The sequence below is a fragment of the Marinobacter sp. B-21 genome (genome assembly GCF_056857895.1).
Genome location: NZ_JBSXNZ010000086.1, coordinates 162940 through 185198 on the forward strand (window position 1 = coordinate 162940; position 22259 = coordinate 185198).

Consider the following 22259-nt stretch of genomic DNA (forward strand, 5'->3'; position numbering starts at 1 on the left):
AATGGGGTCAGATGAAAATGGGGTCAGATGAAAATTTCATCTGACCCCATTTTCATCTGACCCCGATTTCAACCGGTCAGCTTTCCTGCAGGGCCTGCACGACGGCCTTCGCCGCCCCTTCGGAAGACGCCGGGTTCTGACCGGTAATCAGCTTGCCATCCACCACAATATGCGGTGCCCAGTCGTCACCCCGGGTGTAGGTGGCGGTGTTTTCCTTCAGCATGTCTTCCAGCAGGAAAGGCACAATGCCGCTCAGGCCCACCGCCTCTTCCTCACTGTTGCTGAAGCCGGTCACTTCCCGGCCGCCAACAATGTTCTGGCCGGGCTTGATTTCCACGTTCTTGAACACGGCCGGCGCGTGGCATACGGCACCGATGACCTTGCCCTGCTCGTACGCAGTCTTGATCAGGGCGACGGATTTGTCGTCGTTGACCAGGTCCCACAGCGGGCCGTGGCCGCCCGGGTAGAAGATGGCGTCGTACTCGTTCATGTCCACGTCGCTCAGCTTCCTGGTGCTGGCCAGGGACTCCTTGGCGTGGGGATCTTCCTGGAAGCGCCGGGTGGTTTCGGTCAGGGCTTCTTCCGTCTCGCTGTTGGGATCCACCGGTGGCTGGCCGCCTTTCGGCGAGGCAATGGTGATATCCGCGCCGGCATCCCGGAAAACGTAGTAGGGTGCGGTGAACTCCTCGAGCCAGAAGCCGGTCTTGTGGCCGGTATCGCCCATCTGGTCATGTGAGGTGAGAACCATCAGAATCTTCATGGTGTCTGTCCTTAACGTTAACGAATGAATGGCACTTCTTGACTGGTCTGTGAAACAACCTTGTGCCGTCGGTGGCTGAATTCAACCACCGTTACGTAAATCCGGCCCCCGCAGATCTTGAACCGTCTATACTCTGGACATATATGGCCAGATCCTGAAAAAACGCAAAAAGCACACAGGCAAGGACGACAGGAATGCGAGTATTCATAGCCGCCTTCGTGATGGCGCTGGCGCTTCCCGCCACGGCCCAGCAGGGCACGGAAACCGTGGAAGCCCTGACAGTAACCGTGGGCGCCAGCCATGCACCTCCGTACAGGATTATCGAAAATGGTGAGAGAACTGGCCTCTACGTAGAAATATTCGAGGAAATCGCAGACCGCCTGGGCTGGAAAGTGCATTACCGGGAGGCGCCTTTCCGCCGGGTTTTGAGGATGGTTCAGCAGGGGGCGGTGGATGTAATGCTCGGCCCTCTGGAGACCGAGGAGCGGGCGGAGCTGATGGAGTTGGTGACCCCGGCTTTTCCACCTGAACGCCGCCTCTTCTTTTACCTGCATAAGGAGCACAGGATCGAACGCTACTCGGATCTCTATGGCCGGGCCATTGGTGTTCTTGAGGGTGCTTCCTATTTCCGGCGGTTCGACACGGATGAAAATTTGCTGAAAGAGCCTGCGCCGCGCTACGAAAACCTGATGCGGATGATGCAGAAAGGCCGGGTGGATGTGGTGATTGCTCCGGAACTTGCAGGACTCTATGTGATTGACAAACTGGACATTAAAGCCGATATCTCCCCATTTTTCGTGCCTGGTGAGCGGTCCTACATCGCGGTGGCGAAAAACTCGCCAGTGCTCCAATACGCTGATGATATCAGGGCGGCACTCAAACTGATCGAAATGGAAGGTATACACGAGGACCTGGTGTTGAAATACCTGGGCAGAGCCCCCCGATGATTCCCGGCAGACATTACCAAGGCGAAGGGCGTCCCCCGGGCCATGGTTGGCCGAAACGGTGACCTTTTCATGATACGGCCGGTGCCGGGTATCGGTATCCGGCGCCAGATGGCAGAAACCGGTTGCCCGAGCTGGGAAAAGGGGTACTTGTCAGAGTTGAGTAAACCGATATGGGTTATCGGAGGAAGCACCCCGATCAATAACAGTTTCGGGCGGAATTTCGACCACTACGCCGAAGAAAACCTTCGCACATACTCGTCTTGAGCACAGGTTAAAGAGATCTTGGTAGTTCGCATCCTATCTGTATAAACTGAATGCCCTGTTTCTAACCCTGTTCCTGATAAATGAGAGCTGCATCTGTATGGCAATCTGGACCCAGACCCCGAACCTCGAACACCTCGCCGAAGCCAGCGAAAGCACGGCTGTCAGCTACATGGGTATTGAGTACCTTGAAATCGGCGATGATTACATAAAAGGCCGCATGCCCGTTGATGAACGTACCGTTCAACCGTTTGGCATTCTCCACGGTGGCTCCTCGGTATTGCTGGCAGAAACCCTCGGCAGCATGGCCGCCAACTGTTGCCTGAAAGACCCGGAGACTGTCGCTGTGGGGCTGGGTATCAACGCGAACCACATCCGCCCGGTTACCAAAGGCTGGGTGTACGGCACTGCAAAGCCCATTCATATCGGCGGTACGACCCAGGTGTGGGAAATCCGGCTTGAGAACGAAGGAGGGAAAACCACCTGCATTTCCCGGCTGACCATGGCGGTAACCAGGCGCCCGTAGCCTGGCTCAGCCGCTCAGATCAAGCCTGGTTCGAGTCCTCCTGTGATTTGACTACGATCAGGCCTTCGTCCACGAAGTCCTGTAGAACGATATCGTAGGTACCATCCGGGACTTCACGGGCAATGCGGTAGATGTCGCCGGCGGCATCTTCGGGCGAGGCTTTCAGATCGAGGGTGCGGAAAGGCATAAGCGGGCTTTTGTCGATGTCTCTTACCAATAGCACTCTGGGCTTGAGTTTGTGGCTGGGGTAGCTCTCGACAACGATACCCACCTCCCCATTCACCATTTCAACAATCGAGCCCGGCGGATACACCCCAATCATCTGGATAAAGGCGTCGGCCAACTCCTCATCAAACTGGGTGCCACGGTGCTTGTGAATGATTTCCAGTGCCTGCATGGAGGCTCGCCCCTTGTCGTACACCCGGTTACTGGTAATGGCGTCGTAGGTGTCCACCAGCCCGATCATCTTGGCAAAGTAGGGGATCTGTTGTGCCTGCAGGCCCCGGGGGTAACCGGAACCGTCCATGCGCTCATGGTGGCTGAATGCCACATCCACGGCAGTATTCAGGGAGTTGCTGGTACCCATCAGAATGGTGCGCCCGTGAGTCGTGTGCAGGCGCATCACGTCAAACTCCTGGGGGGTGAGAGCCCCCGGCTTGTTGAGGATCTCATCGGAAATCCGTGTCTTGCCCACATCGTGCAGCAAACCGCACAGTGCCAGATTACGGATCTCGCCTTCCAGCAAGCCGAGGTGCTTGCCAAACGCAGCCGCCAGAATGGACACGTTGATGCAATGCTCGGCGGTATACTCGTCCTGATGTTTGATTTTGGTGAGCAGTAGAAGCGCGTTTTCATTGCGAAGCACGCTCTCAACACAGCTGTTGACCACGGTGCGGGCATTGTTCAGGTCCAGCGTGCGGCCTACCCTGAGGCCAGACATGATCGACTTGGCCGTCTTCTGGGCCTCCTCAAAGCGGATAACCGCCGTTTTCATCTCCCGCCCGGCTTCGACCTTGTTAATGTACGTGACACGTTTGCGTGGTGGCACTGCTTTGGCCGTGTTGCTGGAGACCTCCGGAGCCGTATTTCGCCTGAATAGGCGCATCAGGCCTGATGGCTTCAGGCCGCTTTTTTCAGGCCTTGGCAAGGGGGCGCCGCTGACTCGTCCTTCAATAACGACAAAATCACACTGGGCGCGCAGCGCATCGATCTCGGACTGATCACGAATCACAAACCCCTGAAGCAGGAAGTCGGTGTCTTCCCAGGGCCGGTCCAGACGGATGACATGCATGCCGATGGCGAGTTCCGACACATCGATCTGGCTCTCAACAATTTCCTGATGCGGTGTACTCATAAACCGATCCTGACTCCCTGAGACCCTATTTTGAGGCAAAAGCACCCTGACAGCATGGACTCGATTGCAAAATTTGGTCAAATAATGTTCATTCAAGATGTTAGCGACCGGTTTTTGTAGGTTGATCTCCCTTTGGCGGGGATGCGCTGAGGACCTTCTGCCATGGCAGACCATCGTTCATTCCATCTCTGGTGGCTGGCACTTGCCGCCGGGCTTGTGCCGTTGCTTACTATCCACACCACCTTTGTGGTCTCGGTGCTGGAAGGGTACGTCGAGCTGTGCATGCCCTACTGGGACAGCTGCACCAGCATCAGCCGAACCGGCCGCCATGGCACCTCTTATTTCATCTTCAAGGGCACCATGTTGCCCGCGGCTTTGCTGGGGATTCTGTTCTGGTGGCTGAATAGCCGCTGGCTGCGCCAGCTGGGCGTTCATTCGGCCGGCGTTGCCTGGGTTCCCTGGTTGGGGCTGGTGGCCAGCCTATCCCTGGGCGCTTATACGCTGGCGCTGGGCCATGCCGGGGATGGTTTTAATCTGATCCGCCGGATTGGTGTGGTTTTGTACTTTTCGCTCACGTTTATCTGCGAGCTGCTCGTCAGTGCCGGATTGCGAGGCCATCCGCTCTGGAAACACACCGGCATGAGACTGCTGAACCTGTGCCAGCTGATTCTGGGTGTCGGCATTCTCTCGGTGGTCCTCAACGGCGTCGCGCCCGAGTTCTACAGCCGTAAGGATGATGCCTTTGAATGGATTCTCGCATTGCTGATCAACGCCCACGCTCTCTGGTTGGCGTTGCTGTGGCGAAAGAACCGATTCCGGGTTCGGCTCTGGGCAGGGTAGCCTCGTCTCCCCTGATACCTGTGAACGCGGCTGCGCCCAACGCCATCTCGATGACGCCCCGTCCGGCAGCCTGATCCTGTTTGATCGCGGCTATCCCGCCCACTGGCTGTTCGCCGATCTGATGCAACGGCAGCTCCCGTTCGTGATGCGCCTGCGCTTGAACTTCACTCCCGCCGTGCGCGCCTTTCCTGAAGGCAGACTCTGCCAGTATTCCGGGATGCTGCTTTCCTGTTGGTTGATAGCCGGATAGTCAGAGTGCTCAAAGTAGCCGGGTTGAGTCATCTTGAAAGCTACGGCCACTGGTTCGGGAGAATTCATCAGTGTGTACCGTTGAAGGCCAGGGTAGGCGGCCACCATCGCAATGACACCGAGCAGGGCGGCGAGGCCCAGGCGCTCTGCTCCCGGAGCACCTTTCCCAAGTTGAAAACCGAGGGCACCTGCCAGCAGTCCCGCCGACACAAAGGGCCAGAGTGGCAAGTCACCGGAAACAAGGTAGTTGGTGAGCAGGGTATAATCAACGAGCGCATAGGTGCCGAGCCCGGCCAGCAGAATCAGCTGGATGACCATGCCCTTGTGTTGCAGCAAGTTAAAGTGGTTTGCCAGCGGTTCGGTTAACGGGGGTCGAGGTAAAATCGGCATTGCCTGTGAGACCAGACAGAGCTTTGCCAAGTGGGGCCTCGGTATCCGCGAACAACTTTTCGACATTGTCAGCTTTGGTCAGATCCTGTTGAAAGATAGCAGCCTCAGCCCCGAGGCTCGAACCGCAACCGCCGTTTTCTCAGCGGCACCCCTGGGTCTGGGTTCAGTCATGCTGCGCATGGCCAGTTCTGCGGTCGGCCCAGTGAGATTGAAGTATTGCTGGACCATCTGTCATTACTCTTTCTTGTCTTAGTATCCGGCTTCTTTTTGATGTCGCACAGCAAGGATGGTTGCTGTTTCACCATCGAAGCGATACAAGGCAATATAGCCGCTACTTCCGAAATCAATCAGCCATTCCCGAAACACCGGATCCATATCTTCAACAGGACGTCCTGCCTCCGGTTGGTGTGCGAGTATTTTTACGCCTGCCCGTATTGTTTTGATGGCACGGCGCGCGGCATCTTCATCTTTTATAGCAAGGAAGCGATAGAGTCGCTGTACGTCATCGAGAGCTGGCGGCGACCAGTTCAGACGTGGCACTTAGGCAGCTCCACATCTTCACCCGCTTCAAGCTTCTCCAGCCAGGCGTCAGCTTCTTCAAGCGTCAGATGCAGGCCGTTTTTCTGGTACGCCTCCCAAGCGCATAATGCATCCTGTTTGAAAGATTCTCGCTTTTCCTCACGCTCAACATAGTCACGGATCGCTTCGCGCATGATCCAATGCGATGAACGATGTCGCGCTTCAGCCAAGTGCTGGATCCGGCTTTTCATATCATCGTCAAGTTTTACGGATGTTGCCATTTTGTCACCTCGGTATTTAAAGGTAGTACCTTCAAATACTATACCGAAAAATCTCTCGCCCGCCACTGAGTAAAGAAAGCCCTTGTTTTTGTTAACTGATTCGCGCCTCTCTTGAAAGTCAACGTATTAAGGAAGGCTTCCGGCCATGTTATCCACGTTGCGGCTCTCTGGCGCTGCGAAATTATCAAACAAAGCTCATATTTCAGCCGGTTGGGTATTGTCTTCGGCGGCGTCTTGCTGGCCTCGTCTCCTACAGGGAAAGCAGGCCGCGAATAAGGGCCGCGGTTCCTGCGACGGCGGCAATCGCCAGGATCACCGGGCGAAGCCCCTCGAAGGGCATGTGGTTCAACAGCTTGCCGGATAACCAGAAGCCCACCACAACGCCCGGGAAGGTCACCGCAAACAGAGCCAGCTCGCGAGTGCCCAGATAGCCGGAGGTAAGCAGTGCAGACAGGCTGAATACGCTTGCAACGAGAAAGAAAGCGGACATATTTGCACGCACCAGTGGGCCTTTTTCGTTCTGATAGATAAGCGCAATGGGCGGGCCACCGACGGCCGTGATCGTGCCCATATAGGTTGAGGCGGCACCGGCCATCACACTATTGCGTGCGTTCAGGGCCGGTTTGAGCCCGCCAAGGCTGAGTGACACTGCGGCGAGAATCAGGATGCCGAAGATCAGCTCGAATCCCTTGGTGGAAATCACCAGCAAGGTCAGTGCCGCCAGAACCGCGCCGGCAACCCCACCCCCGATGGCGAAGCGCAGCTCCCGAACCTGCAGGGCACCACGGTTACGGACCAGCATGAAGATGGTCAGCAGGGAGGCATTCAGTATCAGCGGGCCGGGCACGAGCAGCGGGCTGATCAGGAACAGCAGCGGCGCCGCCAGGGTGCCAATGCCATAGCCGGCCACGCCCTGCAGGCAGGCGCCGGCGAAAACCGCCAGGTTGGCCAGAAGAATCTGTAACAGCGAGACATCTGACAAAAGAAATCACCAGATATTTTGGAGGTTAGGGCCGGAATCGGGTTGATACTGATACACCGCCGGTAAAGCAGCATAGCCGAAAATCCTGGCGCCCGATGACACAGCAGCCTGAACACAAAGTCTGCCCCTGCGGTAGCGGGAAGAAGTACGAGGCCTGCTGCCTGTAGCCGACTGTCATTCGAAGGACGGAAGCTCCGGCTTGGCCACCGGTTTCCCCGCTTCCTGCCAGGCATTAAAACCACCGGCAATGGACTGCACGTGCAGGTAGCCCATTTCCTTCAGGGCCCTCGCGCTCAGTGCCGCCCGGCCGGATGTCTTGCAATAACACACGATGTTGAGATCCCGGCTTTCAAACGCAGGATCATTGGTGAACTTGAACTCCAGCAACCCCCGGGAGATGTTCACCGCTCCGGGAATATGCCCGGAGCGGTATTCATCGGCATCGCGGACATCCAACAGCAGGTCCGCGTTTTTGATGGCATCGTCTGCCTGCTCAAGCGGAACTTCCTGAATTTCTTTCTTTGCAGCTGCTACCAGGTCGTGGGCTGTTTTCATGGGGGGCTCCTGCGGGTGAGTGTGGAATAACTATATACCTCAGGATAAGGGATTGGGCGGGCTGGCGTCACCTATGAACAGATCCGCTGGTAAGGCGAGGCAGGTTGGCTTGAGGAACCGATCTGTCCTAAAGTAGGTTTCTATCTTGAAGATGGCCGCTGGCCTGGTCATTTGCTTTCCATAGAGAAGTTATGAAACAACCCATCACCGCCTACCACAAAGACGAAGAAAATCACTGGGTCGCCCAGCTGGCGTGTGGCCACAATCAACATGTGCGCCATACACCGCCCTGGGTGAACCGCCCGTGGGTGACAACGGCAGAAGGCCGGGAGTCCATGCAGGGGTTTGAACTGGACTGCCGGAAATGTGATGAAGACGCGCCGCCGGATGACCGGCCCTGAGCTATAATATGATCAGAATCTGATCATATTGCTGGCAAAGGAGTCTGCCATGGTTAAGCGCCTTGTTGTCTGTGCCGATGGCACATGGAACCGCCCGGAAGAAGATCTTCAGAAAGACGTTCCCACCAATGTGCTGAGAATGGCCAGAGCCATTCGCCCCCTGGCGGCCGATGGCCAGCCCCAGCATGTGTTTTATGACTGGGGCATTGGGTCGTACCATAACGCGGTGATTGGCGGCATTACCGGGCAGGGCATTCACAAGAACATCATGGATGCCTACCGCTACATCGTTCAGAACTTCACGCCCGGCACCGACCTCTATCTGTTCGGTTTCAGCCGCGGAGCCTACACCGTGCGCTCCCTCTGCGGCCTGATCAACAACTGCGGCATTCTCAAACGGCCCGATGCCCGGCTGATCCAGCAGGCGTTTGATCATTACAAGAAAACCGGCGATGCCTGGAAGCCGGCCGGCGCCAAATCCGTCGAGTTCCGGAATGCCCACAGCCATGAGTCCCGGGAGATCCGCTTTGTGGGCGCCTGGGATACGGTGGGTGCCCTGGGTGTGCCCTTCTCACTGATGGGGCTGTTTGATCGCAAGGACGAGTTTTACGACACCAAGCTGGGAAGTAATGTGCGTATTGCCCGCCATGCACTGGCCATTGATGAGCGCCGGGAGGATTTCGAACCTACGCTCTGGGAGCCCCGGGACAAGCTGGATCTGAAACAGGTGTGGTTTGCCGGTTCCCACAGTGATATCGGCGGTGGTTACCCGGCAGACGATCAGGGGCTGCTGGCTTCCGACAGCGCCCTGGAATGGATGGTGCAGCAGGCCAGGAGCGCCGGCCTGGATATTGAGGAGCACCTGCCCGCCGGTATCAATCCCAGCGCCAGGGCCAGGCTGCACAACTCACGGCGCCATATTTTCCGGTTTTCAACGCCTCTGGTTCGCAACCTGAAACCGGACAATGTCGAGACCGCCATTCACCCGTCCGTGGCCGAGCGCTGGCGGTTGGATCCGGATTACCGGCCGCCAAATCTGAAGCAGATAGGGTTTGCCGGCTAGGCTGCCTTGTTATTACCTATGGCGCAGGCGCAGGCGCGTGAGCAGAGTTTCGCGGCTGAGAAACCTGGTGCTGTCATAACGGGGCTGCATCGAGTCCGCCAAGGGCCAGAATCTGTTTTCGGGCGTCCGCCTTACGATCTTCCAGGGTTTGCATGATGCCCGTGAGCGCCGCAGGGACAACCGCCGGTGCCGCCTTCCGGAAATGTTCCAGCATCTCAATCTGCACATGCAGGTCCTGGAAGCGGCCATAGAGCTGCTGCCGGGCTTTCAGGGTTTTCAGGTCGCTTTTCCAGGTTTTTGCATCCAGCTCCATCAGGTATCGGATGCGTTTGAGCTGCTTGCGCAAACGGTGGATATCCTCATCCGGCGAGGTGTGCATCAGCTCAACGGTATGCCTGTTGAAATCTTTGGTACGACGCTCCACAGCCTTTCGGATGTCTTTGGGGCTGAGTGTTCCGGCCAGTTTGTGAAATTTCCGGGAATCGATCAGGTTTTGCCAGTGGTCCATGCTGTCGTGGTAGCGTTTGCTGCCCAGGCGCTTCACCAGTTTGCTGTGGTTGCTGGCGGCTTCGCTCTCAAACCAGACCTGTAAGGCCACCTGCATTTCGCGGTTGTCGCCGCATAGCTCCGGCAGATCCTGCAGAAAGACATGCAGATCCCTTAGTGGCCCGGTGGCCTTGGCGTGGCGCTTCAGGGTTTTCACGCCCTTCGCCAGTGTCTTGTCGCCATTCACTTCCAGCACCGATTCGGCGATGGCCCGGCTGCGGCGAATGGCAATGCGGTACTGGTGCAGGAACTCGTCATCCAGGCCCAGAATGACACCCTGTTCCAGTTGCCTCAGGCGTTTTAACTGATGGTGGAGTGCGGCGGGGATGTCTCTGGCCGGGTCGTCACCATCGGTATTGGCTTTCTTTTTCTGCTTTCGTGAGAAGTGGGCGTAGCTGAAGTCCGGCGGCGTCAGCAGGGCCACGAGTTTGCCCTTACCCCGGCCAAGCTGGTGCCAGTGTTTGATCGGCAGCCGGATGTGAATAAAGCTGGCGGTCGGTAACTGCTCCGGCGATCGCTTCAGCAGCCACTGGGCCAGTTCGAGTAAGGCGGGATTATGGCCTATGAGCATAACCCGGGATTGGTCATCCCGGTGTTGCAGCCAGCAGAGCAGGCGCCGGTAGTCGAAGGTGTAGAGTTCACTGAGGGCGTGGCGTCGTCCTGGCGGGACATTGTCGGGCAACACACCGTCCAGGGTGGCCTGGGCCCGCGCGGCATCGCTGCTGACTATGCCGCCGCCGAAGGCGCCTGCAGATTGCAGCGCTTTTGCCAGTGGCGCGAGCTGGCTTTCCCCCCGGGCATTGAGCGGACGATCCCGGTCGCCCAGCCCTTCATCGGCCCAGCTGGATTTGGCATGGCGTACAAGAAATAGGTGCTTCATGGGCCTACCTTCGAAGTGGTTCTTTAGTCTAGGAATTCCTCAAGATAATCAGGTTACTGCCGATAGCTTAATTACCTGAAAATAATTTGCGAATAACAGTTTAGTCATGGAAATGGGGGCCGCGCCATGAGTTCCTGAAACCTGTCTTAACAAACCGGAACAGATCTGGCTGAAGGGTCTGTGGATAATTCGCCACAAGAACAATTCCCTGGGAGCGGGCACGATGAAATTTCTGAGTCACCTGACAATACGAACGCGTTTGCTGGCAGCTGTACTGGTGCCGGTACTGATTACGGCCGCCACCCTGGCCTGGATTACCGCAAGCCAGATTCAGGTAAACGCGGAAGAGGAAATCAAACGCCTTGAGGCCAGCCTTCTGCAAGCCCGGAAGGCCGGCCTTCAGAGCCTGATCGATGCCGCCAAAGCGGTGGTTCTGGAGGCCAAGAACGATCCGTCCCTGAGCGAAGAGCAAGCAAAAGAGGCGGCTGCAGCGCGCCTGCGCTCAATCCGTTTCGATGAAACCAACTATGTGTTCGCCTACACCCGCGATGTCTACAACCTGGCTTATGCACCGGATCCGTCCAAAGAGGGGCCAACCAACAACGCGACGCTGAAACGCCTGGTGGGTGACCTCTTCGATGCCGCCGAGAGCGATGGCTTTTACGGTTATGAATGGATGAACCCCGCCTCCGGTAACGAAGAGCCCAAGCTGTCCTATTCCACCGTCATCCCGGACTGGGACTGGATGATCGGTGCCGGCGTGTACATCACCGATATCGAACGGGAGCTGGCAGCCGCGCGGCAGGAGATGGAAAGGGGTATGTCGGCGACCCTCGGATTCATCCTGCTGGTCACCGCGATTGTTGTCGTGATCGCGCTGGTGATCGGGATCTTTGTTGGCCGGAGCGTAACCACGCCGCTGAAACGTGTCAGTAACATGATGCAGGAAATCGCCGACGGTGAAGGTGATCTTCGCCAGCGCCTGCCGGATGAGGGCAAAGATGAACTGGCCGAGCTGGGCCGACGGTTCAATGCCTTTGTGGTCAAGATCCAGAACACCATGCGGGAAGTGGGGGCTACGACCGATCAGGTGGCCTCGGCCGCGGAAGAGCTGAGCCGTGTCGCGAATGAAACCCGGGCATCGGTGCAGGAGCAGGGCTCGGAGACAGATCAGATCGCTTCCGCCATTAATGAAATGGCGGCCACGATTCAGCAGATCTCCGGCAATGCCAACGAGGTCGAGAGTGCTGCGTCAGATGCGGACCGTATGGCCCGGGAAGGCGGTGAAACCATCAGTAGTGCCCAGGGTGCGGTAAACCAGCTGTCGGAAGAGATTCAGGATACCGCGAAGATTATTGATGCGCTGGCTGAAAAATCTGACGATATCCAGCAGGTTCTGGACGTTATTCACGCGGTGACCGAGCAGACCAACCTGCTGGCCCTGAACGCCGCTATCGAGGCAGCCCGAGCCGGTGAGCATGGCCGTGGGTTCTCGGTGGTCGCCGACGAAGTACGCCAGCTTGCCAGGCGTAGTGCCGAATCCGCCGATCAGATTCGCGAGATGATTGATGGTTTCGTTACGGAATCCAAGGCATCCGTTGAACGCATGAACACATCACGGAAACGCTCGACCGAAACGGTCGAGCGGATCAATCACGCAACCGACGCCCTGAAAACGATCGAGACCTCTGTCGGCCAGATCCACGATCAGGTTACCCAGATTGCCACGGCGGCTGAGCAGCAGAGCCAGGTCGCGGAAGAGATCAACCAGAACGTGGTCCGGATTGTGGATGCCGCACAGCGCAGCGATACCGGTGTGACCCAGACCAACGAAGCCAGCCACGAACTGGCGCGCCTGGGCGAGAGCCTTCGTGAGCTGGTAGGGCAGTTCAAGGTCTGATATCTGTTCCCGGTATTTCGCTGACTGGCGGCTTCGCTGATTGGCGGAACACCGTGAGCAAGCTATGATGGAGGCGTAACAGAGATACCTGTTTTCATGCCAACAATAACGGAAGCCAACACAATGACAATCCGGAAAACACTGCTTGCGGCCGTCGCTGCTGCAGCCACCGTCTTCAGCATGTCCTCGGTTGCCGAGGAAAACTTCACTTTGCGCCTTGCGCAAACCTGGGGCCCCAATTCTCCGATTCTGGGGGAGACCGTTCAGAATATGGCGGATATGGCAGAGGCCATGTCGGCTGGCCGACTGGAAATCCGCATTGATCCGTCCAACAAGCACAAGGCGCCGTTCGGAATTTTTGATCTGGTGCGTAACGGCCAGTACGACATGGGGCATACCGCGTCCTATTACTACAAGGGCACGATCCCCAATGCCATGTACTTCACCACCATCCCGTTCGGGCTGATTGCACCTGAAATGTACGCTTGGTTCTATTATGGTGGCGGCATGGAACTCATGCAGAAAGTCTATGAACCCTATGGACTGTTGTCGTTCCCGGGCGGCAACACCGGTAACCAGATGGGGGGCTGGTTCCGCAAGGAGATCAACTCCCTGGAGGACCTGAAGGGTATCAAGATGCGCACTCCGGGCTTTGCCGGCGAGGTGATGTCTGAGCTCGGCGTTGCGGTGACCAATATTCCCCCGGGCGAGCTCTACAGCGCCCTGGAGCGCGGCACCATTGATGCGGTGGAGTGGGTTGGCCCGGCTCTGGATTTCCAGATGGGCTTCCACCAGATCGCCAAGTACTACTACTCCGGCTGGCAGGAGCCGGGTGCGGAAGTTCAGTTCCTGATTAACCAGAAAACCTGGAACAAGCTGCCGAAAGATCTTCAGGAGATCCTGAGAGTCGCCATGCGCACTGCAGCTTACGACATGTATATCCAGAGCACCCATGAAAGCGGTGTGGCCTGGGATCGCATGAAGGAAAACTACCCTGATGTCACCCACAAGGTGTTCCCACCGGAAGTCATCGAGGCCCTGCGCCGTACAACGAACCGGCTGCTGGCGGAGGCCGCCGAGAAGGATGAGCTGGCCAGGGAAATCATTGAGTCACAGCGCGGCTATCTCAAGCAGGTGCGCCAGTGGACCAATATTTCAGACAAGGCATACCTGAACAGCGTCGCTGAAGACTGAGTCTGACAGGCTGCTGGGGGCCTCCCGGCCTTGGTTTTCGGTGGAGAATCTCCTGAGTCAGGAAAAGCCACGAAGCCGGGAGGTCCTATGAAGTTCATTTTCGAAGTGCATGTCCGGGAAGGTCACACCGCTGAGGAATACGCGGACGCCTGGGTCCGGGCCAGTAAAATCATCCAGCAGGCACCGGGTGCCCGGGGCACTGAGCTGCACCGCAAGATCGGCGCCCCCAATACCCTGATTGCGATTGCATCCTGGGAAAGCAAAAAACAGCGGGACGTCATGGAGAAGCAACATGATCCGGACGTGGCAGCCATCATTCGCAGCGCAGCGCCGTTTGTGGAGATCAGGCCCATTGGTGAGTTCGAGGACCCGGAATGGGTTGTGATGCCCCCCGTGACAGAATCAGGCAACATCATCCGCGTTTTCTATGACGGCGCCTGCCCCGGTTGCCGGCGAGACCGGCGCCGGTATGAACGCCTGGCGGGCCGTGCCGCGGATCAGGTGGAATGGGTCGACATTACCGGGCGGGATGAGGAACTGAAGGCCAAAGGGATCGATCCGAAAACGGCGCTTCAGGAACTGCATGTGGAGGACCAGTACGGTGGTATCCACAGTGAGCTGGACGCCTATGTTCTGTTAATGTCCCGGGCGCCAATACTCAAACCCCTGGCCTGGCTGATCAGTCTGCCGTTGGTTCGACCGCTACTGCGCCGGCTCTATCATCGCATGGTCACAAGGCGTCTTGAGCGCACCGGCCGGATGCCCTGATACCGGCCTCCGGATTTTCCGGGCAGTGCTCCATAATCAGGGCTGCCCGCCAGGAAACGCCGGTTCGCCTTCCTGATGCCCCTGTTTGATCTCTCAGACGATCAGAACCGGGCACTTGGCATGGGATGCAACACGGTGCGACACACTGCCCAGGAACATACCATCCTTGTCACTGTTGGTACCCTGGGCGCCCACGACAATCAGGTCGGCTTCCTTATCGTGGGCGAATCGGGTGATCACCTTTGAAGGGCGACCCGCCTTCACAAACCCACGAACTTTGGTGGCACCCTGCTCCCTGGCCAATTCCTTGGCGTCATTGACCACATCCTTGGCGAAGTCTGACAGCGCCTTGTCCGGAATGTCCATGCCCGCAGGCCGCCCACGTGAGAGCGAGGCCTCGAACAGGCTGTGGTGCTTGTACACGCAGAGGATGTAGATTTCGGCCTCGGGAATGAGCTTCTGAAGATCTATGGCCTTGTTGAGCGCTTTCAAAGACGTTTTCGACCCGTCCACCGCTACCAGAATCCGTTTGAACATGAGTGTGTCTCCCTGTGGGTTTCCTGTAGCCCGGCCTAGCGATAAGCCAGGTCACGAAGGAACAGAGCGATTTGCGGAAAGGTGATGATCAGCGCAGCGGCCGCGAAGAGTATGACAATGAACGGTGGCGTACCCCGGATCACCTCCCAGTAGGGACGTTTGAAAATCGCGATGGCGGTGAAGATGTCAACACCGAACGGCGGCGTGGCCGAGCCAATGGCCACTTGCAGGGTAATTAGTACCCCAACAAGCACAGGGTCCAGGCCGGTGGACTGGATGGCCGGCGCGAAGATGGGGGTCAATACCAGGATTACCACAATCGGGTCAACAAACATACAGGCAATAAAGAACGAGATGCTGATGGCGATCAGCACACCAACCGGTCCGGCGTTATTGACGCCGACGGCTTCAAGGATGGCTTGCGGGATCTGGGCGAACGAGATGATCCAGGAGAAAGCGGTGCCTGCGGCTACCAGAATAAAGACCACCGCCGTAATCAGGCCGGTGGATTTGGCAATCTTCCAGATATCTGCGCTCTTCAGTGAGCGGAAGATGATGAATTCCAGAATCAGCGCATAGAGCACACATACAGCAGCCGCCTCAGTGGGGCTGAAGATGCCACCGTAGATACCACCAACGATAATGACCGGAAAACCCAGTGGCCAGAGCGCGTCCCGTGTGGCCACTGCCCGCTCTTTCCAGCCGGCCTTGTCTTCCGTCGGCAGCTTGTTCGCATGGGCATAAATCAGGCAGTAGATGGAAAACATGGCGAGAATAAGCAGGCCCGGGCCGATACCCGCGATGAACAGCTCGGCGATGGACGTTTCCGCGACCACACCATAGATAATCATGCCGATGCTCGGCGGGATCAGGAAGGCAATGTCACTGGAGTTGATAATCAGTGCCAGTGTGAAGGAGTCGGAGTAGCCCGCTTTCAACAGCTTGGGACGCAGTGGGGAGCCGACAGCGACCACGGTGGCCTGGGTTGAGCCGGACACCGCGCCAAACAAGGTGCACGAGGCCGCGGTGCTGATGGCCAGACCGCCCTTGATGTGGCCGATAAAGGACATGACCATGTGAATCAGACGGTCTGCCGACTGGCCCCGGGTCATGATATCCGCAGCGAGAATAAACATGGGAACCGCAATGAGCGAAGCGGGCCGGATACCACCCATCATCTGCTGGATCAGGGTTTCCATCTGGCTGAGGCCGCCGAAACTCATTATGAAACCGATGATCGCGGCGACGAGCAGGGGGATCATCATCGGGAAGCCGAGGAGCAGCAGCACGAGCATGATAAGCATCAGAGTGGTCGCCATGAGCGAGTCCTTCCTTACGGGTTACTGGCGGATTGGGGATTCACACTTCCGACTCGGTGTCTGCGTAGCCATCTCTTACACTGGTCGACAGGAAAACATCCGGGCTGCGGAAATTCTTGATGGCCGTTAACAGATACTGGATACCGGTGATGGTGAACCCGATGGGTGCCCACACGTAAATTATCCACACCTCGAAACCCAGTGCTGGTAAGATCCGGCCACGCCCTGCGAGTGTCACGATGTATTCATAGGAGTAGTAAGCCAGAAAGAACATTACCGCGGAGGTGAACAGGGCAATGATGATCATCAGCACCTTGCGCCCCATCACCGGAAGCGCGTCGAATATGGCCGACATGCGGATGTGTCGACCGTGCCGGGCGGCATAACCGATTCCGGCAAAGGTAATCAGAATGATCAGTATGCGGTTGACTTCACCGGTGAAGAACATGCTTTGCTGCAGGAGGAACCGTGATATCACGTTGGCGCAGGTGTTCAGCGCCATCAAGAGCACCCCTGCCGCGAGCATGACGGCTTCCAGCTTGCTGATGAAAACATCAATAGTGCCCAGAAACCCGGGCAGGCCGGACTCGTAGGTGCCGGTGTCGTCTTCAAGATCCGGGGAATTCTCGGACATGGGGTCTGCTCCAGAGCATGTCGCTCCCGGCCGGTAGGACCTCCCCGGCGGGGCGGGGTTTAATCCGCTTCCCGCTGGCGAGGGCCGGCGGGAATGGTTCGTTGCAGGTTCAGTCGTTCTGAACTTCTTTAAGGTCTTCCTTGAACTGGTTCAGCAGTTCTTTACCGCTCTCACCGGTCATCTCAATGAACTTCTTTTCAACCTGCGGCGCACGGGCCTTGAAGGCTTCAATCTGTTCGTCGTTCAGGCGGGTGACCGTGACATTATCGCTGGCCTTCCTGATCTTGGCCAGGGCTTCGTCCGCGAGGCCGTCGATGTGCACGATAATTTTTTCAAAAGCGTAATCCGCCGCGTCCCGAACCAGTTTCTTGTCCGCATCAGACAAGCGGTTGTAGAAATCCTGGTTGGCCATCATGGCGGTGGTGAACCAGCCGTGGCTCGTGAAGACCAGATTCGGGGACACTTCATACAGGCCGCCGGACTCGATCCAGAAGATCGGATTTTCCTGGCCCTGGATCATGTTGGTCTGTAGGGCACCATAGACTTCACCCCAGGGCAGCGGGGTCGGGGTTGCACCGAAGGCGGAATAGGTCTCGGACAGAAGCGGGTTGGTCATAACCCGGATCTTCTTGTTGTTGAAGTCAGCAGGCTTGGTGACCGGCTCATCGACGGTCACAACCATTTCCCCTTCCGGGTACATCTTCAGGAGCTCGAGACCTTTGTCCGCGTAAAGTTTCGGGAAGTCTTCGTTGATGGCTTCGCTTTCCCGGAAGAACTTGATGACCGTGTCCATGTCGGTCGGCATCAGGTAGGGGATGAAGAAGATCTGGGCCTCGGGAATGAGGGACCCGGTGAAACCGGGGGACTGGTTTACGAAGTTCAGGATGCCCGCCTGGGTCTGCTCCATGATGTCGTCGGACTCGCCCAGTTCACCGAAACGGTAAATCTGCAGGGTGTGATCGGAATTGTCCTCAATGTATTCCTTGAACTTGTAAGCGAATACATCCTGCACGTCGCCTTCATACTCTTCATGGGCATACCGCCAGTTGGCGGCATTCACAGAGTTTGCCGCGGTCATGGCCGCGAATGCGAACGCTGAAATTCCGGCCAGTTTCTTGAACGTGCTCATGCTGCTCATCGGGTTTTCTCCGTTCTTTTTTTGCTGAAATGTATTGTTACATTAATGAAGACTGGCAAAACAACGTGGTTTTCGCAAGAAAACGGCCAAAACAATAATTTCAGGGGCACAGGATTTAGCGGTTTCGCAAGTTTATGAAATCACGGTTTATTTGTATCTGAAAGGCAGGTTTCGAGGAACTGGCGGAACTCACTGAGCACACGCCCGATGCTGTTTTCCAGCCGGTGGCCATCGGGCAGAACCAGAATGGGCATCCCTTGCTTCCGGGCCAGATCAAGCACGTGCGCAACCGGCACGACGTTGTCGTCCCAGCCATGAATGACCTGGCTATGGCGGGCCCGGATCGTCGGGCTGGACTGGGGGTACTTCGCCATGGCCAGCGCCGGTGCGAGAAGGAAGCAGCCCAGGACCGGAGTTTCCGAACTGGTCTGCGCACATACCCAGCCGCCCATGCTGGAGCCGGCCAGAATGGAGTTGTCCGGATTTGCGCCGCACCCAGCCATGGCTTCGCGCATTTGCGCCAGCCGGAGAGCCGGGTCTTTCGTGCCGCGGTGGTCGATGGCATGGGCCTGAACGTTTCGGAAGGTTTCGGCCTCGGCTTTCATGGCCTGGATCTTGGTGCTGCCTGGCCCGCTTTCCAGGCCGTGGGAGAGGAAGACGTGAGTTGTGATGTCGGTCATGGTTAATACGGCTCCAGTGCTGATTGACGCGATGGAATCGGTGCTCCGGGTGCTCAGGAGCCGCCCAGCAACTGCAGCCTCAGGAAGTCTTTGACGCTGGCTTTCTCGCCGGCATTCCAAAGACCATCCATGCAATCCGGGGCGACCGACTGGCTTGCCGGCATGCTCAGAACTGGCCGTGGCGGCCAGCACCCTCTTTGAATTTCCGGGCGCCGGCAATGGCTTCTTCAAACACCACTGGATAGCCCGATGCACCTTCCGCGATCAGCGCCTCCCGGATTGCCAGGTCCCACTGGTGCATGGCGGACGCCCGGTCGGCACGGAGGCATCGCTGGGGAAAGCCGGCAATGGTTTTTGCCAGTTCCTGCGCCGTTGCCAGGGCTGAGCCGTCCGGGACCACCTGGTTGGCCAGGCCTATGCTCAGAGCTTCCTCCGAATTGACGGGGCGGCCGGTCAGAATCATGTCCATGGCCCTGCCATGGCCCACGATCCGGGGTAGCCGGATGGTTCCGCCATCAATCAGGGGAACGCCCCAGCGGCGGCAGAACACACCAAAGACAGCGGATGCCTCGACGATCCGCATGTCGCACATCAGGGCCAGCTCCAGGCCGCCGGCGACGGCATAGCCGGAGACAGCGGCAATCACCGGCTTGGACAAATGCATCCGGGTCGGGCCCATCGGTCCGTGGCCGGTACCGTGGGGGTCGATTTTGTTACGTCTGTTCTCGTCGCCCATCGCCTCGAGATCCGCCCCGGAGCAAAAGTTGCCCCCGGCACCGGCGAGTACGGCGACGTTCAAGGCGTCGTTTTCCTCGAATTCGGTGAACGCCCGGCGCAGCGCTTCGGCGGTGGGGCCGTCCACCGCATTGCGTTTTTCCGGTCGATTGAGGGTGATGGTAAAAGCGCCATTGTGATGGTTCGTGAGTACGGATTGTTCATTCATCATCCGATCCTGTTATTGTTGAACTGGCGGGATTGAGTGGATAGCAAGCCGAAGGAGAACCTCCGTGCAGCAAAGCGCGTTCTATGAAAACGATACCACCCTCGCCCAGTACCTGGAATTTCATTTCGGCGAACGGTGGCATGGCGAGGCCAATTTTCCCAAGGCTCTGGCCGATGCGGCCATGGATGCGATGGACGGCCGGCCGCTGAAACGCGCACTGGATATCGGCTGTGCCTGTGGCAGAACCGGCTTTGAGCTGGCCCGTTATTTTCAGCACGTGGACGGCATCGATTTCTCCAGCGCCTTCGTGGGCAAGTGTCAGGAGCTGGCCCGGGAAAAAGTGGTGCGCTATGCCCGTCCGGAAGAGGGCGAACTGGTGAGTCATCAGGAGCGGACTCTGGCCTCCCTGGGGCTGGAAGAGGCAGCCGGCCGGGTGGCATTCCACCAGGGCGACGCCTGCAATCTGGAGCCACGGTTTACCGGTTACGATCTGGTGCTGGCGGGCAACCTGATTGACCGCCTGTATCAGCCGTCGCTTTTTCTGACCACCATCCACGAGCGGATCAACGAACTCGGCCTGCTGGTGATTGCCTCACCCTACACCTGGCTGGAGGAATACACTCCGAGGGCTCAGTGGGTTGGCGGGTTCAAAAAGAACGGTGAGGACTTCTTCACGTTCGATGGTCTGGCCGAGATGCTGGCGCCCCATTTCCGGCTGCTGGTTGAGCCCCGCAGCCTGCCGTTCGTTATCCGGGAAACCCGGAACAAATTCCAGCACAGCTTCTCCGAGCTGACGGTCTGGGAAAAAGTGAGCCAGTGAGCGGAGTGAGGGCAGGGGACTTCCCCGGTTTTTTATGCCTGAAACAATAAGGACATGGCAGGATGAGGACCATTGCGTTTTACAGTCTCAAGGGCGGTGTGGGTAAAACTGCAGCTGCGGTGAACATCGCCTATCTGGCCAGCCAGGCCGGCTACGCCACCCTGCTCTGGGATCTGGATCCCCAGGGGGCGTCCAGCTGGTATCTGGCGGGTGCTGACGAGGTGAAGGGGCACAAACTTTCACACCTGCTGAAGGGCAAAACCCCCATCGCCGAGTTTATCCACGAAAGCGAATACGCCAATCTGGATTTCATTCCATCCCATACCAGTTTCCGTAACCTCGATGTGAAGCTGGGTCAGGAAGACGGCAGCAACCTGATCAAGCAGTGGCTGGCGCCGCTCTCGGAGGAGACCAGCCTGGTGATTCTCGACTGCCCGCCTTCACTGTCGAGGCTTTCCGAGCAGGTGCTCAAAGCTGCCGACGAAGTGTTTGTGCCGGTAATTCCTACCTGGCTTTCCCTCAACAGCTGGAAGCAGTTGCAGGAGTTCTCGAAGGACAAGAAACTGAAGCCCTCCAAACTGCACCCGTTCTATTCCATGGCGGATCGGCGCAAGGGCCTGCATCGGGAGCTGATTGACGCCCAGGATGAAATTCTGCCCAAGGGCCTGAAAACCATCATCCCGAACGCCAGTGTGGTTGAGAAAATGGGCGAGGAAGGCACACCGGTGGAGTTGCTGGCGCCCGGTTCGGTGGCGGCAGACGCCTATCGCAGGCTGTGGAAAGAGATCCGCCGCCTGCTCTGAATTCAGGTGCGCGAGAGCTTTTCCCGGCGCAGGGAGCGCTCCAGCCGCCGATGATTCTCGGTTCTTTCCGAAAGCACTTTCTGCACATACTGGATGTGGGTGCCGGCCAGTTCCCGGGCATCCTCGGCCCGTCCGTCCATGATCGCCTCGAACAGCATCCGGTGCTGCTCCACAAGGCCCTGCCGGGTTTCCGCTTCTCGCTGATACATGCCACCGATGTTGGTCACCACGTTGCTTTTGAGCATGTTGAACAGGTTGCGGATGGTGTGCAGCAGAATCACATTGTGGCTGGCTTCGGCAATGGCCAGGTGAAACTGGGCATCGGCCGCTCCCTCGGCCTCAAGGTCCCGGTCGGTATCTTTTCCATAGCAGGCCTGCAGCGCCTCATAAGCGCTCCTCAGATGGTTCCTGTCCACCTCGGTGGCCCGGAGTGCTGCATAGTAGGCGCAATCGGCCTCAAGCGTGTGCCGGAACTCGAGCAGGTCGCGTTGTGCTTCGGGCCGGTTCTCAAGCAGGGGAATCAACGGGTCGCTGAAGCTGCCGCCCAGGGCCTCGGTTACGAAATTGCCACCGCCCTGGCGGCTCAGCAGCAGGCCCTTTGCTGTCATTCTCTGGATTGCCTCCCGCAGGGAGGGGCGCGACACCCCGAACTGCTCTGCCAGGACCCGTTCCGGAGGCAGCCGCTCACCCGGCTGCAGGGTGCCTTCCAGGATCATGGTTTCCAGTTGCTCAACGATGGTGTCTGCGAGTCTGCGGGGTGCGATGTGTCCGATGTCCATTTAGAGCTGTCTCGTTTCAAGAATTGAGCATATTGGTAATACCAATATCACAAACCCGGATAAAGACCAAGTCATGGCCTATAAAAGGATTGATTAGACTGATGTCGAGCAGGAAAGCTTTGACATCGGGGTGAAGTCTCGAATACTTTAAGATAATGAGACGTGTAAATTGGTATTACCAATTTGTGAG

The 22259-nt window shown here is 57.6% G+C and carries 24 protein-coding genes and 3 pseudogenes; 13 read left to right on the forward strand and 14 right to left on the reverse strand.

Annotated elements, in window-relative coordinates; translation table 11 throughout:
- Positions 1 to 76: 76 nt before the first annotated feature.
- Positions 77 to 760, reverse strand: a complete 684-nt coding sequence (locus AC13C0_RS17195; protein ID WP_117619219.1) for a type 1 glutamine amidotransferase domain-containing protein — start codon at positions 758 to 760, stop codon at positions 77 to 79.
- A 194-nt stretch (positions 761 to 954) separates the two neighbouring features.
- Here AC13C0_RS17195 and AC13C0_RS17200 point away from each other — a divergent pair, with 194 nt between their 5' ends.
- Together AC13C0_RS17200 and AC13C0_RS17205 are read left to right on the forward strand one after the other, a co-directional pair.
- Positions 955 to 1707: a substrate-binding periplasmic protein gene (locus AC13C0_RS17200; RefSeq protein WP_117619220.1), complete on the forward strand. Its 753-nt coding sequence runs from the start codon at positions 955 to 957 to the stop codon at positions 1705 to 1707.
- Between the two features lie 361 nt (positions 1708 to 2068).
- Positions 2069 to 2494, forward strand: a complete 426-nt coding sequence (locus AC13C0_RS17205; RefSeq protein WP_117619222.1) for a hotdog fold thioesterase — start codon at positions 2069 to 2071, stop codon at positions 2492 to 2494.
- 19 nt (positions 2495 to 2513) lie between these two features.
- On the opposite strand, the gene AC13C0_RS17210 is transcribed toward AC13C0_RS17205, so the two are convergent.
- Complete coding sequence (locus AC13C0_RS17210) at positions 2514 to 3848, reverse strand: cyclic di-GMP phosphodiesterase (protein WP_117619223.1); 1335 nt, start codon at positions 3846 to 3848, stop codon at positions 2514 to 2516.
- 162 nt (positions 3849 to 4010) lie between these two features.
- Between AC13C0_RS17210 and AC13C0_RS17215 the strand changes: the two genes are divergently transcribed.
- Positions 4011 to 4688, forward strand: coding sequence for a hypothetical protein (locus tag AC13C0_RS17215; protein ID WP_117619224.1), 678 nt, complete (start codon positions 4011 to 4013; stop codon positions 4686 to 4688).
- A 1-nt stretch (position 4689) separates the two neighbouring features.
- Positions 4690 to 4875: pseudogene (locus tag AC13C0_RS17220) on the forward strand (IS4-like element ISHch2 family transposase); the annotation flags it as partial.
- Between the two features lie 701 nt (positions 4876 to 5576).
- On the opposite strand, the gene AC13C0_RS17225 reads toward AC13C0_RS17220, so the two are convergent.
- The 3 genes from AC13C0_RS17225 to AC13C0_RS17235 all read right to left on the reverse strand — a co-directional run bounded on the left by AC13C0_RS17225 (position 5577) and on the right by AC13C0_RS17235 (position 7109).
- Positions 5577 to 5867 (reverse strand): type II toxin-antitoxin system RelE/ParE family toxin, encoded by a 291-nt coding sequence (locus AC13C0_RS17225; protein WP_341581196.1) that lies wholly within the window; start codon positions 5865 to 5867, stop codon positions 5577 to 5579.
- The gene (locus AC13C0_RS17230; protein ID WP_341581197.1) at positions 5855 to 6127 is read right to left on the reverse strand and encodes a CopG family ribbon-helix-helix protein; all 273 of its coding nucleotides are present in this window, start codon (positions 6125 to 6127) and stop codon (positions 5855 to 5857) included. Before AC13C0_RS17230 ends, AC13C0_RS17225 begins: the two co-directional genes overlap by 13 nt.
- A gap of 250 nt (positions 6128 to 6377) precedes the next feature.
- Entirely contained in the window at positions 6378 to 7109 is a 732-nt protein-coding gene (locus tag AC13C0_RS17235; protein WP_117619225.1) for a sulfite exporter TauE/SafE family protein, read from the reverse strand.
- 95 nt (positions 7110 to 7204) lie between these two features.
- On the opposite strand from AC13C0_RS17235, the gene AC13C0_RS17240 reads away from it, so the two are divergent.
- Positions 7205 to 7276: an SEC-C metal-binding domain-containing protein gene (locus AC13C0_RS17240; RefSeq protein WP_117620416.1), complete on the forward strand. Its 72-nt coding sequence runs from the start codon at positions 7205 to 7207 to the stop codon at positions 7274 to 7276.
- A 7-nt stretch (positions 7277 to 7283) separates the two neighbouring features.
- Here the strand turns inward: AC13C0_RS17240 and AC13C0_RS17245 are convergent, their stop codons facing one another.
- Positions 7284 to 7664, reverse strand: a complete 381-nt coding sequence (locus AC13C0_RS17245) for a rhodanese-like domain-containing protein (protein WP_482954752.1) — start codon at positions 7662 to 7664, stop codon at positions 7284 to 7286.
- Between the two features lie 191 nt (positions 7665 to 7855).
- On the opposite strand from AC13C0_RS17245, the gene AC13C0_RS17250 reads away from it, so the two are divergent.
- Entirely contained in the window at positions 7856 to 8065 is a 210-nt protein-coding gene (locus AC13C0_RS17250) for a DUF3565 domain-containing protein (protein ID WP_117619227.1), read from the forward strand.
- A gap of 49 nt (positions 8066 to 8114) precedes the next feature.
- The gene (locus AC13C0_RS17255) at positions 8115 to 9128 is read left to right on the forward strand and encodes a DUF2235 domain-containing protein (RefSeq protein ID WP_117619228.1); all 1014 of its coding nucleotides are present in this window, start codon (positions 8115 to 8117) and stop codon (positions 9126 to 9128) included.
- Between the two features lie 73 nt (positions 9129 to 9201).
- Here AC13C0_RS17255 and AC13C0_RS17260 read toward each other — a convergent pair whose 3' ends face one another.
- Positions 9202 to 10554, reverse strand: coding sequence for a CHAD domain-containing protein (locus AC13C0_RS17260; RefSeq protein WP_482954753.1), 1353 nt, complete (start codon positions 10552 to 10554; stop codon positions 9202 to 9204).
- Positions 10555 to 10777: 223 nt separating this feature from the next.
- On the opposite strand from AC13C0_RS17260, the gene AC13C0_RS17265 reads away from it, so the two are divergent.
- The 4 genes and pseudogenes from AC13C0_RS17265 to AC13C0_RS17280 form a co-directional block, all read left to right on the forward strand.
- The gene (locus AC13C0_RS17265) at positions 10778 to 12454 is read left to right on the forward strand and encodes a methyl-accepting chemotaxis protein (RefSeq protein ID WP_482954754.1); all 1677 of its coding nucleotides are present in this window, start codon (positions 10778 to 10780) and stop codon (positions 12452 to 12454) included.
- Positions 12455 to 12577: 123 nt separating this feature from the next.
- Positions 12578 to 13648 (forward strand): TRAP transporter substrate-binding protein, encoded by a 1071-nt coding sequence (locus AC13C0_RS17270; RefSeq protein WP_205422208.1) that lies wholly within the window; start codon positions 12578 to 12580, stop codon positions 13646 to 13648.
- Positions 13649 to 13735: 87 nt separating this feature from the next.
- Positions 13736 to 14041, forward strand: a pseudogene (locus tag AC13C0_RS17275) (antibiotic biosynthesis monooxygenase family protein); the annotation flags it as partial.
- A gap of 39 nt (positions 14042 to 14080) precedes the next feature.
- A pseudogene (locus AC13C0_RS17280) lies at positions 14081 to 14416 on the forward strand (thiol-disulfide oxidoreductase DCC family protein); the annotation flags it as partial.
- A 93-nt stretch (positions 14417 to 14509) separates the two neighbouring features.
- Here the strand turns inward: AC13C0_RS17280 and AC13C0_RS17285 are convergent.
- The 6 genes from AC13C0_RS17285 to AC13C0_RS17310 all read right to left on the reverse strand — a co-directional run bounded on the left by AC13C0_RS17285 (position 14510) and on the right by AC13C0_RS17310 (position 19667).
- Positions 14510 to 14953, reverse strand: coding sequence for a universal stress protein (locus AC13C0_RS17285; protein ID WP_482954755.1), 444 nt, complete (start codon positions 14951 to 14953; stop codon positions 14510 to 14512).
- 35 nt (positions 14954 to 14988) lie between these two features.
- A complete protein-coding gene (locus AC13C0_RS17290) occupies positions 14989 to 16272 on the reverse strand; it encodes a TRAP transporter large permease (RefSeq protein ID WP_482954756.1) in 1284 nt (427 codons plus the stop codon).
- 40 nt (positions 16273 to 16312) lie between these two features.
- Entirely contained in the window at positions 16313 to 16906 is a 594-nt protein-coding gene (locus tag AC13C0_RS17295; protein WP_482954757.1) for a TRAP transporter small permease, read from the reverse strand.
- 109 nt (positions 16907 to 17015) lie between these two features.
- Entirely contained in the window at positions 17016 to 18044 is a 1029-nt protein-coding gene (locus AC13C0_RS17300; RefSeq protein ID WP_482954758.1) for a TRAP transporter substrate-binding protein, read from the reverse strand.
- A gap of 140 nt (positions 18045 to 18184) precedes the next feature.
- The gene (locus AC13C0_RS17305; RefSeq protein ID WP_482954759.1) at positions 18185 to 18724 is read right to left on the reverse strand and encodes a YqiA/YcfP family alpha/beta fold hydrolase; all 540 of its coding nucleotides are present in this window, start codon (positions 18722 to 18724) and stop codon (positions 18185 to 18187) included.
- Positions 18725 to 18890: 166 nt separating this feature from the next.
- The gene (locus AC13C0_RS17310) at positions 18891 to 19667 is read right to left on the reverse strand and encodes a crotonase/enoyl-CoA hydratase family protein (protein ID WP_117619237.1); all 777 of its coding nucleotides are present in this window, start codon (positions 19665 to 19667) and stop codon (positions 18891 to 18893) included.
- A 64-nt stretch (positions 19668 to 19731) separates the two neighbouring features.
- On the opposite strand from AC13C0_RS17310, the gene AC13C0_RS17315 reads away from it, so the two are divergent.
- Both AC13C0_RS17315 and AC13C0_RS17320 read left to right on the forward strand, forming a co-directional pair.
- Positions 19732 to 20487 (forward strand): putative 4-mercaptohistidine N1-methyltransferase, encoded by a 756-nt coding sequence (locus AC13C0_RS17315; RefSeq protein WP_117619238.1) that lies wholly within the window; start codon positions 19732 to 19734, stop codon positions 20485 to 20487.
- A gap of 62 nt (positions 20488 to 20549) precedes the next feature.
- Positions 20550 to 21290, forward strand: coding sequence for a ParA family protein (locus tag AC13C0_RS17320; protein ID WP_117619239.1), 741 nt, complete (start codon positions 20550 to 20552; stop codon positions 21288 to 21290).
- 2 nt (positions 21291 to 21292) lie between these two features.
- On the opposite strand, the gene AC13C0_RS17325 is transcribed toward AC13C0_RS17320, so the two are convergent.
- Positions 21293 to 22069: an FCD domain-containing protein gene (locus AC13C0_RS17325; RefSeq protein WP_117619240.1), complete on the reverse strand. Its 777-nt coding sequence runs from the start codon at positions 22067 to 22069 to the stop codon at positions 21293 to 21295.
- Positions 22070 to 22259 lie beyond the last annotated feature (190 nt).

Coding starts and splice junctions, on each gene's coding strand:
- AC13C0_RS17265 (WP_482954754.1), top strand. CDS start 10,778: ATGAAATTTCTGAGTCACCTGACAATACGAACGCGTTTGCTGGCAGCT.
- AC13C0_RS17285 (WP_482954755.1), bottom strand. CDS start 14,953: ATGTTCAAACGGATTCTGGTAGCGGTGGACGGGTCGAAAACGTCTTTG.
- AC13C0_RS17305 (WP_482954759.1), bottom strand. CDS start 18,724: ATGACCGACATCACAACTCACGTCTTCCTCTCCCACGGCCTGGAAAGC.
- AC13C0_RS17205 (WP_117619222.1), top strand. CDS start 2,069: ATGGCAATCTGGACCCAGACCCCGAACCTCGAACACCTCGCCGAAGCC.
- AC13C0_RS17230 (WP_341581197.1), bottom strand. CDS start 6,127: ATGGCAACATCCGTAAAACTTGACGATGATATGAAAAGCCGGATCCAG.
- AC13C0_RS17270 (WP_205422208.1), top strand. CDS start 12,578: ATGACAATCCGGAAAACACTGCTTGCGGCCGTCGCTGCTGCAGCCACC.
- AC13C0_RS17290 (WP_482954756.1), bottom strand. CDS start 16,272: ATGGCGACCACTCTGATGCTTATCATGCTCGTGCTGCTGCTCCTCGGC.
- AC13C0_RS17255 (WP_117619228.1), top strand. CDS start 8,115: ATGGTTAAGCGCCTTGTTGTCTGTGCCGATGGCACATGGAACCGCCCG.
- AC13C0_RS17245 (WP_482954752.1), bottom strand. CDS start 7,664: ATGAAAACAGCCCACGACCTGGTAGCAGCTGCAAAGAAAGAAATTCAG.
- AC13C0_RS17250 (WP_117619227.1), top strand. CDS start 7,856: ATGAAACAACCCATCACCGCCTACCACAAAGACGAAGAAAATCACTGG.
- AC13C0_RS17200 (WP_117619220.1), top strand. CDS start 955: ATGCGAGTATTCATAGCCGCCTTCGTGATGGCGCTGGCGCTTCCCGCC.
- AC13C0_RS17300 (WP_482954758.1), bottom strand. CDS start 18,044: ATGAGCAGCATGAGCACGTTCAAGAAACTGGCCGGAATTTCAGCGTTC.
- AC13C0_RS17295 (WP_482954757.1), bottom strand. CDS start 16,906: ATGTCCGAGAATTCCCCGGATCTTGAAGACGACACCGGCACCTACGAG.
- AC13C0_RS17260 (WP_482954753.1), bottom strand. CDS start 10,554: ATGAAGCACCTATTTCTTGTACGCCATGCCAAATCCAGCTGGGCCGAT.
- AC13C0_RS17210 (WP_117619223.1), bottom strand. CDS start 3,848: ATGAGTACACCGCATCAGGAAATTGTTGAGAGCCAGATCGATGTGTCG.
- AC13C0_RS17320 (WP_117619239.1), top strand. CDS start 20,550: ATGAGGACCATTGCGTTTTACAGTCTCAAGGGCGGTGTGGGTAAAACT.
- AC13C0_RS17325 (WP_117619240.1), bottom strand. CDS start 22,069: ATGGACATCGGACACATCGCACCCCGCAGACTCGCAGACACCATCGTT.
- AC13C0_RS17195 (WP_117619219.1), bottom strand. CDS start 760: ATGAAGATTCTGATGGTTCTCACCTCACATGACCAGATGGGCGATACC.
- AC13C0_RS17215 (WP_117619224.1), top strand. CDS start 4,011: ATGGCAGACCATCGTTCATTCCATCTCTGGTGGCTGGCACTTGCCGCC.
- AC13C0_RS17310 (WP_117619237.1), bottom strand. CDS start 19,667: ATGAATGAACAATCCGTACTCACGAACCATCACAATGGCGCTTTTACC.